The organism is Dorea longicatena, from assembly GCF_024168045.1.
Taxonomy (GTDB): Bacteria; Bacillota; Clostridia; order Lachnospirales; family Lachnospiraceae; genus Dorea_A.
On the sequence record NZ_CP100126.1, the window covers coordinates 1,343,308 to 1,359,654 of the forward strand.

A 16,347-nucleotide genomic window follows, 5' to 3' on the forward strand; every position below is an offset into this window, starting at 1 on the left:
GAAAAATTCTCCTTAATCTTCATAAACGTAGGAAATTCCCAGTTTTTCTTTCATATATTCACTGTCCACACGTTTGCCGAGGATCAGTTCGATAGCAGCAATTGCCTGGAAGAGCATCATGCCCTGACCGTTCATTGTTTTACATCCGGCGTGTCTTGCCATTTTCAGCATTGCTGTTTCGTGTGGTGCGTAGACAACATCTGTTACGATAAGATCAGGACGGAAGAAAGAAGGATCAGGAATATAGGTAATTCCTTCGAGCGGTTTCATTCCAACACCTGTGGCATTTGTGAAGAGATAAGATGAATGCATCTCTTCTTTTAATTTGTCCAGATCTTCCAGAGGGTAGAATGTTGCTTTACAATTGGTGTTTTCGTTAATTTTCTTTACTGTATCCAGTGCATTCTGCTTGAATTTATCGTCTCTTGCGAAGATAGACATCTCAGCGACACCATCCAGTGCAGCCTGAATTTCAACAGCAGTAGCAGCTCCGCCGGAACCTACAATTGTCAGTTTCTTTCCGGTAGGATCAATATCATTGTCTTTTAAAGACTGTACATAACCGATACCGTCTGTGATGTGTCCGACCAGATAGCCATCTTTATTGACGATAGTATTTACTGCGCCACAGAGTTTGGCAGCCGGAGAGATTTCATCCAGATACTGATGTACGATCGTTTTGTTTGGCATAGAAACATTGGCACCACGGAGTTTCAGCGCGCGTAAGCCCTTAATTGCATCCTCAAGCTCAGGTGCATCTACTTCAAATGCTAGATTTACAATGTCAACACCAAGCTTTTCGTAAGCTGCATTATGTGTTGCCGGTGACTGTGAGTGACGGATAGGATAAGCCAGAAGACCGATTAATTCGGTGTGTCCGGTAATCTGATGTCTTTCCATAATAAGAATCTCCTTTTTGTAATAAAAATTATCTTTATGTTTGCCTATATTTTAACAAAATGCAGATGTATAATCAAATGCTAAACAGATACGGAAACGATAGAAAATGACTATTGATCTGTAGTGCAAGTTCTATAAAGAGCGAAGAAGTGCATATACTTTAACAGCACAGCAGGAAGGAGCAGGGAAAGTGGACACAGAACAGTTATATAAAGATATAAAAGCAAGAACGCACGGAGAAATCTATATCGGTGTTGTAGGACCGGTAAGAACGGGAAAATCGACATTTATTAAGCGTTTTATGGATGTAATGGTATTGCCGAGAATGGAAGATGAACATATGAAAGAGCAGACAAGAGACGAACTTCCGCAGTCTGCCGCAGGCAAAACGATTATGACAACAGAACCAAAATTTGTACCGAAAGATGCGGCAGTAATACATCTGAACCGGGACGTTGAAGTGAAGGTTCGTCTGATAGACTGTGTCGGATATTTGGTGAAGGGTGCTTCGGGATACGAGGAGGCCGGGCATGAACGTATGGTAAAAACCCCGTGGTACCAGGAAGAAATACCATTTACCAAAGCGGCAGTGACAGGTACCCAGAAAGTGATACGTGAGCATGCAACGATAGGAATCGTGGTCACAACAGACGGAACGATCACAGATATCCCGTCAGATAATTATGAAGATGCGGAGGCACGTACGATAAGGGAACTTCAGTCTATCCGGAAACCGTTCGTGGTATTGGTAAATTCAAAAAAACCGCATGGACAGGAAGCTAAAGAAAAGGTTAAAAAGCTGGAAGATACCTATCAGGTCAGAGCGATGACTGTAAATTGTGAACAGATAAAAGAAGAAGATATTTACCAGATTCTGGAGGCCGTTTTGTATGAATTTCCGGTATCGGAGGTACAATTTTATATACCGAAATGGGTGGAAATGCTTCCGGTTACGCATAAGATCAAACAGGATCTGCTGGAACATATACAAGAAATTCTTGGAAATCTTGAAGAAATTAAGGATGCGGTATCTTTGACCGGAAGACCGGACAGTTCTTACATAAAAGACTGGTATGTAGAACAGATACAGATGGATACAGGCTGTGTTATCATTCGGATCCATATGTATGAAAAGTATTATTATGAAATGTTGAGTGAGATGACAGGAACTACAATTTCAGGTCAGTATGATCTGATAAAGACGATGAAGAAGCTTTCAATGTTAAAGAATGAATATGAAAATGTAGAAGATGCATTTACAGCAGTCCGGATGAAAGGGTATGGAGTAGTCAGTCCGACAAAAGAAGAGATTATTCTGGATGAACCGGAGATCATCAGGCAGGGAAATAAATATGGGGTGAAAATTCATTCGCAGGCGCCTTCCATTCATTTGATCCGTGCAAATATAGAGACGGAGATAGCCCCGATTGTTGGAAATGAGCAGCAGGCGGAAGATTTGATCCAGTATATTAAAAATGAAGAAAAAATGGAAGGAGGTATCTGGAAAACCAGTATATTCGGAAAAACAGTGGAAGAACTGGTTATGGACGGTCTGAAAAATAAGATGGCGGTCATCAATGAAGAAAGCCAGGAAAAACTTCAGGATAGTATGCAGAAAATCGTAAATGACAGTAATGGAGGCATGGTATGCATTATCATTTAGAAAAAAAGTAAATAAATATGAAAAAATACTTGAAATCTGTGAATGACCGTGTCTATAATATGAATTAGAAATTGGTAAAGGGGCCATACTCGTCAGGGTGTGGTCTCTTTTTTTACCATAATAGATAATAAGAATCTGGAGGATGATAAAAATGAAAGATTACACGTTCAAAGTACCGCAGGATATTGTATTTGGTGTAGGTTCTTTAAAAAGACTGCCGGAGCTTCTTGAAAAAAGCGGTTCTAAAAAGATGATGGTAGTATCAGACAGAGGGCTGGAGAAATTAGGAGTCGTACAGAAAGTGCTGGATATTGTGGAGACAGAAGGTATAGAAACAGTAAGTTTTCTTGATATTCTTCCAAACCCTACAGTGGATATGGTAAATGCGGCGACAAAGGTATATAAGGAATCAGGAGCGACAAGTATCGTAGCACTTGGAGGCGGAAGCCCGATGGATGTTGCCAAGGCGGTAGGTGTTCTGGCAAGATACGGCGGATCCATTACAGAGTATGAAGGTGCACATCTTGTTCCGGGACCGATCGAACCAATCATTGCAATTCCGACAACAGCCGGTACGGGAAGTGAAGTGACGGCGTTCTCCGTTATTACAGATACCTCCAGAAATTATAAACTGACAGTATTCAGTTACGAATTACTTCCAAAATATGCACTGTTAGATCCGGAGATGATCATGTCTGTACCACCGATGGTTGCGGCTTCCTGCGGAATTGATGCACTGATCCATGCATGGGAAGCATATACATCACTTGGCGCTTCACCGTTTTCTGATGCAATGGCAGAAAAAGCAATGGAACTGATCGGTGGTAATATCCGTAGATTTGTGGCAAACAGAAAGGACGAGGAAGCTGCATGTGCAATGATGTCAGGAAGTATGTTTGCCGGAATTGCATTTGCATGGGCAAGACTGGGAGATGTACATGCTATGTCACATCCGGTCAGCGCATTCTTTAGTGTACAGCATGGAGTGGCGAACTCTATTCTGCTTCCTGTGATCGTAGAGTATAATGCGCTGGCAGATCACGGACGCTATGAAAAAATCTACAATTATATCAGTGAAGATAAAGAGCCGGTAAAAGATTTCAAACCAGAGATGCTGGTGGCAGAGATCAAGAAATTAAATGCATCTCTTGGTATTCCAAAGACTCTTTCCGAAGTCGGTGTAACAGAAGACAAGATTCCACAGATGGCTGTAGATGCGATGAAGAGTGGAAATATTGCGGCTAATCCAAGACAGACAACATTAAAGGATGTGGAGATGTTGTACCGCAAAGCACTGTAAATAAAATAGCGAAAAAAGATAATAGAAAAAGATTCACATTTTGACCAATATTTTAGAAAATGGAAAATGTGAATCTTTTTTTGTGGGAACATGCGGAAAGCCGTGGAATAAGTTTTTTGGCATCCGTAAGTGTCGGAAATAAAGCTTATAAGATTGCATTATCATGACAAAAGAGTTAAAATATAAAGGTATATGACTATCACAGATAAATGTTGGAGGTACAATATGAAAGTAGCAATTATTACAGCAAATACAGATATATACAAAGGGACAAAAGCGAATGAAAGCGGAGAGGCAGTAAAGCTTGTAGCGGAAGAAGCCGGACTGGAAGTTGTATTTATGAGAGCACTGCCGCTGGACAGAGAAGTATTGTCCGCAATTATGAAACGTTTGGCAGATGGAAAAGCAGCAGACCTGATCCTTACCACAGGTGGAGCAGGGTGCAATCCGGACGATTGTACACCGGAAGCAACGATGGATATTGTAGAAAGACCGGTTCCGGGAATCCCGGAAGCAATGCGGGCACATACAATGAAGCTCACCAGACGCAGTATGCTGAATAGAAGTGCGGCAGGAATCTGTGGAGAGACTCTGATTGTTAATCTTCCGGGAAAAGCACAGGCAGTGAAGGAGAGTTTAAGATACTTACTTCCGGAGCTTGTACATGCTGTTAAGGTCATCAAAGGAGAAGTATAGGAGATATGAAGGTTACATACCTGGAACATAGTGGGTTTGCAGCAGAATATAAAGAATATGTGCTGATTTTTGACTGGTACAGGGGAAGCCTTCCGGAATTTGATCAGCAGAAAAAGATTTATGTATTTGCCAGTCACTCGCATTATGATCATTTTAATAAAAAAATCTTCGGGTGGAGTGAGCAATATCCAGATGTTCGGTACATCCTTTCAGCAGATATTGCAGGAAAAGAACAGTCAGAGGAACAGTCGGAGCGGACTGTATATGTAACTGCAAATAAGAAATATGATTTTGATGGTATAAAGGTACAGACACTTCATTCTACCGATGAGGGGGTTGCATTTATTGTGTATATGGAAGACAAGGTAATCTATCATGCGGGGGATCTGAACTGGTGGCACTGGGAAGGAGAAACAGAAAGCTATAATGAACAGATGCGTCAGGATTATCAGAGGGAGATTGACAAGCTGAAAGATATTGTAATTGATATAGCGTTTGTTCCGCTGGATCCCAGACAGGAAAATCAGTATGCGTGGGGAATGGATTATTTTATGAAACATACCCATACAAAATATGTGTTTCCGATGCATATGTGGGGAGATTACGAAATTTATGACCGTCTGATGGAGAACCCTGAGGCAGAGCCATACAAAGAACGTGTAATAGAGGTAAAAGAACCGGGGCAGGTATTTGAAGTGAATGTGTAATGCAAAGAATCAGAATAAAAAAGATTTGTTATTTTAATAAAATAGTGTTATAATAATAAACGCTTTTGAAAAAATGCAAGTAAGACAGATGATCGCAGCTGTAATTGCCGAAAGGCAGCAGGTGAGGAAAGTCCGGGCTTCACAGGGCAGGATGCCGGATAACGTCCGGTGGAGGTGACTCCAAGGATAGTGCAACAGAAATGTACCGCCAGGATCTGATCCTGGTAAGGTTGGAAGGGCAGTGTAAGAGACTACCGCCTTGCTGGTAACAGCAGGGGCATATGTAAACCCCATCCGAAGCAAGACCGGATAAAGACGATGTGGCGGCCCGTCACGTCTTAGGTAGGTCGCTTGAACCCGCTGGCAACGGCGGGTCTAGATAGATGATCATCCAATGACATAACCCGGCTTATCGTCTTGCTTGTATAAAAAAGAGAACTTGTCAGTTGACAGGTTCTCTTTTTTGTCCCAAAGAAATTATTTACGTCTTCCGTCGTATTTTTCTTCACAGTATTTACAGCGGTAGACTTCCTTTTCAGGATCGGTAAGTACAAATATATGATCCAGTCCCTGTTCGATCGAGGTGATGCAGCGCGGGTTTTTGCAGTGGATCACATTGCGGATCTCGTGAGGCAGATGAAGCGCTTTCTTATCTACAATCGCGGAATTCTTAATAATATTTACGGTGATGTTATGATCAATAAAACCGAGAATGTCCAGATCCATAAAGTCGATAGGGCATTCAATCTTCATGATATCTTTCTTTCCCATTTTATTACTTTTTGCATTTTTAATGATCGCAACACAGCAGTCAAGTTTGTCCAGATGCAGATATTTATAGATATCCATGCTTCGCCCTGCCTGAATATGATCCAGAACAAATCCTTCTTCGATACGACCGACAGTTAATGTATTTTTTACCATTGTTATTATCCTCCTAAACTTCAATTCCCAAAAGTGTAAGTATCAGTGCCATACGGATGTAAACACCATATTGTACCTGCTTGAAGTAAGCAGCTCTCGGATCATTATCTACCTCTGTGGCAATTTCATTTACTCTTGGAAGCGGATGGAGAATATACATGTCTTCTTTTGCCAGTTCCATCTTTTTGTTATCCAGGATGTAGAAGTCTTTCATGCGTACATAATCTTCTTCGTTAAAGAAACGTTCTTTCTGAACACGGGTCATGTAAAGAATGTCCAGATCAGGAAGGGCATCTTCCAGCCGTACAACCTCTTCGTAAGGAATGTTCTGACGATCTAATACATCATTCTTGATATAGCTTGGAAGTTTTAATTCTTCCGGTGAGATCAAAACAAAACGAATACCCGGATAACGTACCAGCGCATGAATCAGAGAGTGTACGGTACGGCCGAATTTCAGATCCCCGCATAATCCGATTGTCATATTGTCAAGACGGCCTTTTAAAGAACGGATCGTGAGCATATCAGTAAGGGTCTGTGTCGGATGCTGATGTCCTCCATCCCCTGCATTGATCACCGGAATCGTGGCGTGCTGGCTTGCAACCATAGCAGCTCCTTCTTTTGGGTGGCGCATTGCACAGATGTCTGCGAAGCAGGAAATTACACGGATTGTATCTGCTACACTTTCCCCCTTGGAAGCAGAACTTGAATCGGCAGATGAGAAACCAAGAACGCTGCCGCCAAGATTGATCATGGCTGCTTCGTGGCTTAATCTGGTACGTGTACTTGGTTCGTAGAAAAGAGTGGCAAGTTTTTTGCCCTCGCATGCATGTGCATATTTTTCTGGATTGGCTTCAATGTCTTTCGCAATATCCATCAGGTTGTCCAGTTCTTCCACGGAAAAATCTAGTGGACTTAATAAGTGTTTCATGTAAAAACCTCCTGTTTTATAAATAAGTTAATAAATCACTTACGGATTTTCTCTTAGGTGTGTCCGGATCGATATCCGGATGTCCGATCGCGATGAGAGCGGCAAGTTCCTGGTCTTCCGGAATCTGCAGCAGATCTGTGATACCGTCTTCATCCCAGATTCCCATAATAACAGTTCCGAGACCGGCATCATGTGCGGCGAGACAAAATGTCTGGCAGGCGGCGCCTACATCGAACATCTGCCAGCGGTCTTCTTTTTTGGTACTGTAAGAACCGTCACGTTCAAAGCCGCAACAGCCTTTTTTGAAAGTAACTGCTATCAGCATCGGTGCCTGCTTTATAATTTTTGCATTGAAATCTGGGGTATAATCGGTAACGATTTTATCAAGAACAGAAGAATCTTCAATTGCTGTATAACGTGTGATCTGGGTGTTTTTCCAAGATGGAGAATAAGATGCCGCCTCGATCACAGATTCTAATGTGGCATGATTTACAGGATCAGGTTTGAATTTGCGAATACTGCGTCTTGTTTTCATACATTCAATTGTATTCATGGTTTTACCTCCGTTTTCAAATCTTTCATACATCATATAATATTTAACATGGATTTTCAATGTCTTGAAATAATTTTTAAAGAAATTTAATCTATGTAATTTTTGAAATGCTATGATACGGATGGGTAGATTTTATGGAAAGAATGTATTATAATTTAATAGATTTGCAGATTTTCTGCATAATATACATAAAGGAGAGAGTATATGGCATCATTGGAAGAGCTTAGGGCACAGCTTGGCAGTGTAGATGACAAGATCGTAGAACTTTACGAAAAGCGGATGAAACTCTGTGAAGAGATCGGAATCTGTAAGATTGAAAATGGCTATAAGACGTTTGACCGTCAGCGTGAAAAAAATACTATAACAGACGTGATGAACAAGGTATCATCCGATATTAATAAAAAGGGCATCGGGGAAGTGTATGAGCAGCTTCTTGCAATCAGCAGAAAGCTGCAGTATAAGCAGCTGGTTGAGGCTGGAGCACTTGGAAGACTGCCATTTATAGGAATTGATCTTTTGGATAAAGATACAGCCAGAGTTGTCTTTCAGGGGACGGAAGGTGCTTACAGTCAGGCTGCTATGGAGCATTATTTCGGAAAAGACTGTAATAATTATCATGTACATACGTTCCGGGAAGCAATGGAAGCAATCGAAGAAGGTGCAGCCGACTATGCGGTGCTTCCGATTGAAAATTCGACAGCAGGTGCAGTCAATGAGATTTATGATCTGCTGGTAGAATTTGAAAATTATATTGTCGGAGAGACGATCATTCCGATTAAAAATACGCTGTCCGGATTACCGGGGACAGACATTTCAGAGATTGAACGAGTATATTCCAAGGCAGAAGCATTGATGCAGGCATCACATTTTCTGGGAGATCATGGTGACTGGCAGCAGATCAGTGTGGCAAATACCGCACTGGCGGCAAAGAAGATCCTGGAAGATCAGGATAAGCGTCATGCGGCAGTGTGCAGTGCATATGCGGCATCTGTGTATGGTCTGTCCGTGCTTGCAGATAATATCAATGATGAAAAGAACAATTCTACCAGATTTATCGTGATCACCAATCAGAAAGTATTCCTGAAGGATGCAACAAAGATCAGTATCTGCCTGGAACTTCCACATGAAAGCAGTTCTCTTTATCATCTGCTGTCGCATTTTGCATACAATGATCTGAATATGACTAAGATTGAATCAAGACCAATGGAAGGAAAAAGCTGGGAATACCGCTTCTTCATTGATTTTGAGGGAAATCTTGCAGATCCGGCAGTAAAGAATGCAATCCGTGGTTTGCGTGAGGAAAGCAGAAACTTGAGAATTCTTGGAAATTATTAAAAGAAAAAACACAACGTCGAAGTCATCAGGCAGAGGCAGAATGGATATATATTGGAGGAAAGACGATGAGAACAAATGAACTGATGTTATATAAACATATGGAGAACGGACAGATTCTGCAGGATATCACATTCTTGATCGAGAATTATCAGAATGACTATTATAATATGGAAGATATGAAAGGACTGTTATATGATGCAGTCAACGAGATCCTGGAGATGGCAGTCAGCCATGGATTCGAGGGTGATCTCTGGCATAATTATCTGACTTACCTGATGGCAAGCCATGAGAATGCTTACAGTACATCCTGCGAAATTGTCGGGTCGGTAGATGGAAGCATCAATCAGGTTGCACTGCACGATTTCGAAATATTCAAAGAATTATTTGATTATGACTTTGCAGATATGGAAAGTGTGATGGGCGTTGACTGTATTTCCATGCTGCATGATTATGTGGGAACAAGCGGACACGGAAGTGTGTTCAACCAAAGAATCCGGGATCGTATCTGCGATCTGAGCAAATCACTTGCAAAAGCAGAGACGGCAGAAGAATTTAAGGCTGTTATAACACAGTTTTACAAGGAATTCGGTGTCGGAAAACTTGGACTTCACAAAGCATTTCGTATTGCGCACACAGAAGAGGGTGCATTGATCGAACCGATCACAAAGATTGCGCACGTACATCTGGATGATCTGGTAGGATACGAGATCGCCAAGAAAAAACTGATCGATAATACAAAAGCATTTGTTGAGGGAAAGAAAGCAAATAACTGTCTGCTGTTCGGTGATGCGGGAACAGGAAAATCTTCTTCTATCAAAGCAATCCTGAACCAGTACTATGACCAGGGACTGCGTATGATCGAAGTATACAAACATCAGTTCCAGGATCTGAATGATGTGATCGCACAGATTAAGAATCGCAATTACAAATTTATCATTTACATGGATGATCTTTCTTTTGAAGAATTCGAGATTGAATATAAATATCTGAAAGCTGTGATCGAAGGCGGACTTGAAAAGAAGCCTGATAATGTATTGATCTATGCAACTTCAAACAGAAGACATCTGATCCGCGAGACATTCAAAGATAAAGAAGACAGAGATGAAGAACTTCATACAAATGATACCGTTCAGGAAAAACTGTCTCTGGTGGCAAGATTCGGTGTTACTATATACTTTGGAAAGCCGGATAAGAAACAGTTTCAGGAGATTGTGCGTGAACTGGCAAAGAAAAACGGAATTGACATGTCAGACGATGAATTATTCCTGGAAGCAAATAAATGGGAATTAAGTCACGGTGGATTATCCGGAAGAACTGCCCAGCAGTTTATCGATTATCTGGCCGGAACCAGATAAAATGTAATGTATTGTAAAAAAATGTGCAGAAATTAATCCTGCACATTTTTTATATTTGAAATATCGGAGTCAATGACCAGAGAATAGTTTGTATAGTAAACAACGAATCCCGGCTTTGCCCCGTTCGGCTTCTTGACATGTTTTTTCTGGATATAGTCGATCTCCACTTTGTCTGCTCCACGGTTTTTAGAGTAGTAAGCGGCCAGACGACCTGCTTCTTCAAAGGTACGGTCCGGAAGTTCATCCCCGCCGCTTTTGACGATAACGTGAGATCCCGGAGCACCTTTTGCATGGAACCACCAGTCATTGCCATTGGCAAAAGAAAAAGTAAGTTCTTCATTTTGAAGGTTGTTCTTTCCAACGTACATATCATAACCATCACTGGAAATGTAATGCATTGGTTTGCTGGTCAGTTTAACTTTTTTCTTCGTATGTTTTCTGCGGATATAGCCGCTCTGCATCAGTTCCTCTTTGATCTGAGCAAGATCCGCTTCGTTCAGAGCAATGTCAAGTGCGTTGCTGATAGATTCCAGATACTGGATATCATCGGCAGTTTCCTGGATCAGCTCCGTCAATGCTTCAAATGTACGCTTCTGTTTGTTGTATTTTGCAAAATAACGTTGTGCATTCTCGCCCGGAGTCTGTGTCGGATCAAGCGGGATAGTAATCTCTTCGTTGGTATAATAATTCAGGGCAGTCAGTTCTTTTGATCCCGGTTCCAGATTATAGCCGTAAGTATTGATCAGTTCTCCGTAAACTTTATATTTGTCACGCTTTTCCGTTCCCTTTAACTGCTTGGACTGAAGATCGTATTTTTTGCGGTTCCGTTCCAGTGCTGTCTGGACAACATGCCGGAGATCTGCACTTTTCTGATGGATTCTGGTCAGTGTGTTACGTGTGGAATAATACGTATAGAGGACTTCCGAGATGGAAAAGAACTCTTTTTTTGTATATTCGTTAAAATGTGTGACCGGAAGGGCACTGAATTCCTTTGGTGCATTTCCATTATAATAAATAGAAGGATGGAAATTTCCCTGTCTTACGTCCTCCATATAATAGGTAAACTGACGGTACAGATGTGTCAGTACATCTTCGGAAAGATCATGCGCCGTCATGGAAGAGTCCACACCTGCAAGATAACAGATCTCTTCGGCAATGACCGGGCTGATACCTGTCATGCTGGAATAGATTGCTTTGGATATCGTCATCGGTTTTGCAAGGATTGCCGAAATGAATTCTTCCTGCGTAGCCGTCATCGGATTCTTTTTCGACATCGTATCCGGAATAAAGTAATCGCGTCCCGGCAATACTTCACGTACCGAACTCATCTGTGCAGAGACGTGCTTGATACTGTCGATGATGCGTCCGTTCAGATCACAGAAAATAATGTTGCTGTGTTTTCCCATGATCTCGATGATCAGTTTTTTCCTGCACAAGTCACCCATCTCATCCAGATGCTCAATATCCAGGTGGATGATACGCTCGAGTGACGGCTGGGAGACTGCGGTAATCCGTCCGCCTCCGATATGCTTGCGCAGAAGCATGCAGAATCCAGGAGCTGTCATCGGACTTGGTTTGTTCTCGTTGGTTAAATAGATAAGTGGAAGAGAAGCACTGGCAGAGATATAGAGCCTTTTTTGTCCTTCATTTCCTTTTATTGTTAAAAGCAGTTCGTCATTTTCTGGCTGGGCGATCTTGGAGATACGTCCGCCGACCAGAGTATGTTCTAATTCCTGAACGACTGCTGCGACTGTGATTCCGTCAAAAGCCATAAAAAGACCTTCCTTTCCTTACAGAATTTCATATTTGTCTAGTATAGCATAGTTGACGAACTTTGCCAAATGTCTTATAATAAATGCTGGTTTATTTTAAATAATGAATAAGAAGAGGATCATATCATGATTAAGAGTATGACAGGATTCGGACGCTGCGAAGCGGCTGATGAGGAACGTAAATTCACGGTTGAGATGAAGGGAGTGAATCATCGTTATCTGGATGCCAATATCCGTATGCCGAAGAAGCTTAATTTTTTTGAAAGTGCCATTCGAAGCCTTTTAAAGGAAAGTGTTCATCGTGGAAAGGTGGACATCTTTATTACATATGAAGACTTTTCAGAGAGTCAGGTCTCTTTAAAATACAATGAGACACTGGCAGCAGAATATCTGGAAAAGTTTAAAATGATGGAAGAAAAATTCTCACTGGAGAATGACATCCGTGTATCCACATTGTCCCGTTATCCGGAAGTCCTCACAATGGAAGAGAAGATGGATGATGAAGAAGAACTGTGGAAAGGACTTAAGAAAGCACTGGATGGTGCGATCGCACAGTTCGTACAGACTAGAACCGTAGAGGGAGAGAATCTGAAGAAGGATCTGATCGCGAAGCTGGACGGTATGCTTGAACTGGTCGGACAGATTGAAGAACGTGCACCGAAGATCATTGCGGAGTACAGAGAAAAGCTAGAAGGAAAAGTAAAAGAACTTCTGGAGGACACACAGATCGATGAGGGACGGATCGCATCAGAGATCGTGATCTTTGCGGACAAGATCTGTACCGATGAAGAAGTGGTACGTCTGAGAAGTCATGTGGAACATATGAAGGCAACCCTTCAGTCTGATGACAGTGGAATCGGACGTAAGCTTGATTTCATTGCACAGGAGATGAACCGTGAAGCGAATACGATTCTTTCGAAGGCGAATGATCTGGAGACTTCCAATATCGGAATCGAACTTAAGACAGAGATTGAGAAAGTCAGAGAGCAGATACAGAATATTGAATAAATCAGATTGTTAAGAAGATTAAAAGAGGGTATCGAAATGAGAGAAAAAGGGATTCTGATCGTTGTATCAGGTTTTTCAGGTTCCGGTAAGGGAACCATTATGAAAGAGCTGTTAAAACAGTATGATAATTATGCATTATCTATTTCCGCAACCACCAGAAATCCGCGTTCGGGAGAAGAAGACGGACGGGAATATTTCTTCAAAACTGTAGAAGATTTTGAAAAAATGATTGCGAAAGAAGAACTGATAGAGTATGCTAGGTACGTGGATAATTACTATGGAACGCCGCGTGCATATGTAGAGGAGCAGTTAGAGGCAGGAAAAGATGTGATTCTTGAGATAGAAATTCAGGGAGCGTTGAAAGTAAAAGAAAAATTCCCGGATACACTGCTTTTGTTTGTAACACCGCCGAGCGCAGAGGAACTTAAGAGCCGTCTGGTGGGCCGTGGAACAGAGACAATGGACGTGATTGAATTCCGCATGAACCGTGCGAAAGAAGAAGCGCTGGAGATGGATCAATATGATTATCTGATCATAAATGATGACTTGCAGGAATGCGTAGAAGAGATGCATCAGATCATCCAGGGTGAGCACAGAAGAAGTTTCCGTAACGCTGAATTTATAGAGCATATGAAAGAAGAATTGAAAGGAGAATAAGTGTATGTTACATCCATCTTACACAGATTTAATGAAAGTGGTAAATAAAGACGTAGAAGAGGGCGAAACAAAAGTAGTTAACAGCCGTTACTCTATCGTTATGGCCACAGCAAAGAGAGCAAGAGAGATCATTGACGGATCTATGCCGCTTGTTGATGCAAAGATGGGCGAAAAGCCGCTTTCTATTGCAATTGATGAGATGAATCAGGGAAAGATGACGATTATTGCACAGGATGAAGAGGAAGAAGAATAAAATCTGACACCTTAAGGATCCGTTGCAGACGGATTCTTTCAGACACATTGCTGACTGAGATACAAAAGGCAGATGCCGCAAGGTGTCTGCCTTTCTTGAACTGGATATAGCAAGATAGCAAAGATGTGTGCCGAATAGAATGCATACTGCAAAAATCAGAAATAAATAAAAAGGAGAACCGAATGAATATATTTTTCGTATCACTTGGCTGTGATAAGAACCTGGTAGATTCAGAGGTCATGCTTGGACTTCTGGATGCGAAAGGATACCAGATTGTTGATGATGAGACACAGGCAGATGTTATGGTGATTAATACCTGTTGTTTTATTCATGACGCAAAAGAAGAAAGTATCCAGACGATTCTGGATATGGCAAGATATAAAGAAGAAGGAAGATTAAAGGCATTGGTTGTAACCGGATGTCTGGCACAGAGATATAAGCAGGAGATTATTGATGAGATCCCGGAAGTTGATGTAGTGCTTGGGACGACTTCGTATGATAAGATTGTAGAAGCAGTAGAAGAAGCACTGGAAGGTAAATCAGAAGTAGAACTTGCCGATATCGATGCGCTGCCGCTTCCGGAGACAAAGAGACTTGTGACGACCGGAGGTCACTATGCATATCTGAAGATTGCAGAAGGCTGTGACAAACACTGTACATACTGTATTATCCCGAAAGTCCGTGGAAATTACCGCAGTGTACCGATGGAGCGTCTGATCAAAGAAGCACAGGAACTGGCTGACCAGGGCGTAAAAGAACTGATTCTGGTTGCACAGGAGACAACGGTATATGGACAGGATATTTACGGTGAAAAATCCCTGCATAAGCTTCTGAAAGAGTTATGTCAGATCAAAGGAATCCGCTGGATCCGCCTTCTGTACTGTTATCCGGAAGAGATTGATGACAATCTGATACAGGTAATGAAAGAAGAACCGAAGATCTGCCATTATCTGGATCTCCCAATCCAGCATGCAAGCGATGCGATCTTAAAGAGAATGGGAAGAAGAACTTCCAAGCAGCAGCTGATCGATACGATCACAAAACTGAGAAAAGAGATTCCGGACATCGCACTTCGTACAACGTTGATCACCGGTTTCCCAGGGGAGACACAGGAGCAGCATGAAGAAGTAATGGAATTCGTAGATGAGATGGAATTTGAAAGACTGGGCGTATTTACTTATTCGCCGGAAGAAGATACTCCGGCGGCGACCATGCCGGATCAGATCGACGAAGAAGTAAAAGAAGACCGTCAGGCAGATATTATGGAGCTGCAGCAGGAGATTGTATTCGATCAGGCAGAAGATATGATCGGAAAAGAAGTACTGGTTATGATCGAAGGAAAAGTTGCCGATGAGAATGCATATGTCGGAAGAACTTACCGCGATGCACCGAATGTAGACGGACTGATTTTTGTAAATACCGATGAAGAACTGATGACTGGTGATTTCGCAAAAGTGAAAGTTACCGGAGCAGCAGAATATGATTTGATAGGAGAGTTGATGTAATGAATTTACCAAATAAGTTAACTGTTTTAAGAGTAATCATGGTTCCGTTTTTTGTATTTTTCATGCTGACAGGTGTGGGCGGAGCTGCAAACAAATGGATCGCACTGATCATTTTCTGTGTGGCAAGTCTCACAGATATGCTGGATGGAAAAATTGCAAGGGCAAGAAATCTTGTGACGAATTTCGGAAAGTTTATGGATCCACTGGCAGATAAACTGCTTGTATGTTCGGCTATGATCTGTATGATCCCGCTTGGAAAACTTCAGGCATGGTTTGTGATCGTCATTATTGCAAGAGAGTTTATCATCAGCGGTTTCCGTCTGGTAGCAGCAGACAACGATATTGTGATCGCTGCAAGCTACTGGGGAAAATTCAAAACGGTATCCCAGATGTTCATGCTGATCCTTCTGATCGCAGATCTTGGCGGTGCATTTAACATGATCGCACAGGTACTGATCTGGGTATCTCTGGTACTTACAATCGTATCTTTGATCGATTATATTGCAAAGAATGTACAGGTACTGACACAGGGCGGTATGTAGGCTCAGAAGAAATTTGTAAAAAAGGCAGATAAGGATTCTTTTGAAAGAAAACAGGTCGAAAGAGATATGAGAAGGTTCTTCTTCGGGAATGGTATTTCCCCGAGAAGAACCTTTTGCAAATTGTGCCAAAAAAAGAGAAAATTCCATACAAAAATGTAGAGAAAAATCAATTGACGAATGTCGAAATATATGAGAAAATAAATACAAGTATGGATGTTAAAGAGATAACAAACCTTACGATAAGCA

At 41.7% G+C, this 16,347-nt stretch carries 16 protein-coding genes and 1 other RNA gene; 12 read left to right on the forward strand and 5 right to left on the reverse strand.

The window, feature by feature from the left end; genetic code table 11:
* Positions 1-12: 12 nt before the first annotated feature.
* Positions 13-900: a shikimate dehydrogenase gene (locus NKF87_RS06320; RefSeq protein ID WP_118378409.1), complete on the reverse strand. Its 888-nt coding sequence runs from the start codon at positions 898-900 to the stop codon at positions 13-15.
* Between the two features lie 190 nt (positions 901-1,090).
* Here NKF87_RS06320 and spoIVA point away from each other — a divergent pair, with 190 nt between their 5' ends.
* The 5 genes from spoIVA (at position 1,091) to rnpB (ending at position 5,694) form a co-directional block, all read left to right on the forward strand.
* Positions 1,091-2,563, forward strand: coding sequence for a stage IV sporulation protein A (gene spoIVA, locus NKF87_RS06325; protein WP_118309672.1), 1,473 nt, complete (start codon positions 1,091-1,093; stop codon positions 2,561-2,563).
* Between the two features lie 151 nt (positions 2,564-2,714).
* Positions 2,715-3,863 (forward strand): iron-containing alcohol dehydrogenase, encoded by a 1,149-nt coding sequence (locus NKF87_RS06330; RefSeq protein WP_253584258.1) that lies wholly within the window; start codon positions 2,715-2,717, stop codon positions 3,861-3,863.
* A gap of 225 nt (positions 3,864-4,088) precedes the next feature.
* Positions 4,089-4,559 (forward strand): MogA/MoaB family molybdenum cofactor biosynthesis protein, encoded by a 471-nt coding sequence (locus NKF87_RS06335; RefSeq protein WP_055284798.1) that lies wholly within the window; start codon positions 4,089-4,091, stop codon positions 4,557-4,559.
* 5 nt (positions 4,560-4,564) lie between these two features.
* Positions 4,565-5,266, forward strand: a complete 702-nt coding sequence (locus NKF87_RS06340; protein WP_253584260.1) for an MBL fold metallo-hydrolase — start codon at positions 4,565-4,567, stop codon at positions 5,264-5,266.
* Between the two features lie 76 nt (positions 5,267-5,342).
* Positions 5,343-5,694, forward strand: an RNA gene (rnpB, locus tag NKF87_RS06345) — RNase P RNA component class A.
* A 49-nt stretch (positions 5,695-5,743) separates the two neighbouring features.
* Here the strand turns inward: rnpB and NKF87_RS06350 are convergent.
* From NKF87_RS06350 to NKF87_RS06360, 3 genes are read right to left on the reverse strand one after another with little or no spacing between them, the layout of a single operon-like run.
* Positions 5,744-6,190 carry an aspartate carbamoyltransferase regulatory subunit gene (locus NKF87_RS06350; RefSeq protein WP_028087588.1) on the reverse strand — a complete coding sequence of 149 codons (447 nt, stop codon included), beginning with the start codon at positions 6,188-6,190 and terminating at the stop codon, positions 5,744-5,746.
* Between the two features lie 13 nt (positions 6,191-6,203).
* The gene (gene pyrB / locus NKF87_RS06355; RefSeq protein WP_055284802.1) at positions 6,204-7,121 is read right to left on the reverse strand and encodes an aspartate carbamoyltransferase; all 918 of its coding nucleotides are present in this window, start codon (positions 7,119-7,121) and stop codon (positions 6,204-6,206) included.
* 16 nt (positions 7,122-7,137) lie between these two features.
* Complete coding sequence (locus NKF87_RS06360; RefSeq protein ID WP_117598530.1) at positions 7,138-7,674, reverse strand: nitroreductase family protein; 537 nt, start codon at positions 7,672-7,674, stop codon at positions 7,138-7,140.
* Between the two features lie 204 nt (positions 7,675-7,878).
* Between NKF87_RS06360 and pheA the strand changes: the two genes are divergently transcribed.
* Both pheA and NKF87_RS06370 read left to right on the forward strand, forming a co-directional pair.
* Entirely contained in the window at positions 7,879-9,009 is a 1,131-nt protein-coding gene (pheA, locus tag NKF87_RS06365) for a prephenate dehydratase (protein WP_253584262.1), read from the forward strand.
* Positions 9,010-9,074: 65 nt separating this feature from the next.
* Positions 9,075-10,364: an ATP-binding protein gene (locus NKF87_RS06370; RefSeq protein WP_055284808.1), complete on the forward strand. Its 1,290-nt coding sequence runs from the start codon at positions 9,075-9,077 to the stop codon at positions 10,362-10,364.
* A gap of 32 nt (positions 10,365-10,396) precedes the next feature.
* Here the strand turns inward: NKF87_RS06370 and NKF87_RS06375 are convergent, their stop codons facing one another.
* A complete protein-coding gene (locus NKF87_RS06375; protein ID WP_118378406.1) occupies positions 10,397-12,136 on the reverse strand; it encodes an Rqc2 family fibronectin-binding protein in 1,740 nt (579 codons plus the stop codon).
* A gap of 126 nt (positions 12,137-12,262) precedes the next feature.
* On the opposite strand from NKF87_RS06375, the gene NKF87_RS06380 reads away from it, so the two are divergent.
* From NKF87_RS06380 to pgsA, 5 genes are all read left to right on the forward strand, one after another.
* Positions 12,263-13,144, forward strand: coding sequence for a YicC/YloC family endoribonuclease (locus NKF87_RS06380; RefSeq protein ID WP_006426705.1), 882 nt, complete (start codon positions 12,263-12,265; stop codon positions 13,142-13,144).
* 36 nt (positions 13,145-13,180) lie between these two features.
* On the forward strand, positions 13,181-13,801 hold the full coding sequence (gene gmk / locus NKF87_RS06385) for a guanylate kinase (protein ID WP_253584264.1): 621 nt from the start codon (positions 13,181-13,183) through the stop codon (positions 13,799-13,801).
* 4 nt (positions 13,802-13,805) lie between these two features.
* Complete coding sequence (gene rpoZ / locus NKF87_RS06390; RefSeq protein WP_117598532.1) at positions 13,806-14,054, forward strand: DNA-directed RNA polymerase subunit omega; 249 nt, start codon at positions 13,806-13,808, stop codon at positions 14,052-14,054.
* Between the two features lie 182 nt (positions 14,055-14,236).
* Positions 14,237-15,559 carry a 30S ribosomal protein S12 methylthiotransferase RimO gene (gene rimO / locus NKF87_RS06395; protein ID WP_117598533.1) on the forward strand — a complete coding sequence of 441 codons (1,323 nt, stop codon included), beginning with the start codon at positions 14,237-14,239 and terminating at the stop codon, positions 15,557-15,559.
* On the forward strand, positions 15,559-16,101 hold the full coding sequence (gene pgsA / locus NKF87_RS06400) for a CDP-diacylglycerol--glycerol-3-phosphate 3-phosphatidyltransferase (protein WP_006426701.1): 543 nt from the start codon (positions 15,559-15,561) through the stop codon (positions 16,099-16,101). Before rimO ends, pgsA begins: the two co-directional genes overlap by 1 nt.
* The last annotated feature ends 246 nt before the right edge of the window (positions 16,102-16,347 follow it).

Excerpts from the sequence above, each read along its gene's own strand:
- pgsA (WP_006426701.1), top strand. The coding sequence starts at position 15,559 with ATGAATTTACCAAATAAGTTAACTGTTTTAAGAGTAATCATGGTTCCG.
- NKF87_RS06370 (WP_055284808.1), top strand. The coding sequence starts at position 9,075 with ATGAGAACAAATGAACTGATGTTATATAAACATATGGAGAACGGACAG.
- rpoZ (WP_117598532.1), top strand. The coding sequence starts at position 13,806 with ATGTTACATCCATCTTACACAGATTTAATGAAAGTGGTAAATAAAGAC.
- NKF87_RS06320 (WP_118378409.1), bottom strand. The coding sequence starts at position 900 with ATGGAAAGACATCAGATTACCGGACACACCGAATTAATCGGTCTTCTG.
- NKF87_RS06375 (WP_118378406.1), bottom strand. The coding sequence starts at position 12,136 with ATGGCTTTTGACGGAATCACAGTCGCAGCAGTCGTTCAGGAATTAGAA.
- NKF87_RS06360 (WP_117598530.1), bottom strand. The coding sequence starts at position 7,674 with ATGAATACAATTGAATGTATGAAAACAAGACGCAGTATTCGCAAATTC.
- NKF87_RS06335 (WP_055284798.1), top strand. The coding sequence starts at position 4,089 with ATGAAAGTAGCAATTATTACAGCAAATACAGATATATACAAAGGGACA.
- pyrB (WP_055284802.1), bottom strand. The coding sequence starts at position 7,121 with ATGAAACACTTATTAAGTCCACTAGATTTTTCCGTGGAAGAACTGGAC.
- NKF87_RS06330 (WP_253584258.1), top strand. The coding sequence starts at position 2,715 with ATGAAAGATTACACGTTCAAAGTACCGCAGGATATTGTATTTGGTGTA.
- NKF87_RS06340 (WP_253584260.1), top strand. The coding sequence starts at position 4,565 with ATGAAGGTTACATACCTGGAACATAGTGGGTTTGCAGCAGAATATAAA.
- gmk (WP_253584264.1), top strand. The coding sequence starts at position 13,181 with ATGAGAGAAAAAGGGATTCTGATCGTTGTATCAGGTTTTTCAGGTTCC.
- NKF87_RS06350 (WP_028087588.1), bottom strand. The coding sequence starts at position 6,190 with ATGGTAAAAAATACATTAACTGTCGGTCGTATCGAAGAAGGATTTGTT.
- rimO (WP_117598533.1), top strand. The coding sequence starts at position 14,237 with ATGAATATATTTTTCGTATCACTTGGCTGTGATAAGAACCTGGTAGAT.
- NKF87_RS06380 (WP_006426705.1), top strand. The coding sequence starts at position 12,263 with ATGATTAAGAGTATGACAGGATTCGGACGCTGCGAAGCGGCTGATGAG.
- pheA (WP_253584262.1), top strand. The coding sequence starts at position 7,879 with ATGGCATCATTGGAAGAGCTTAGGGCACAGCTTGGCAGTGTAGATGAC.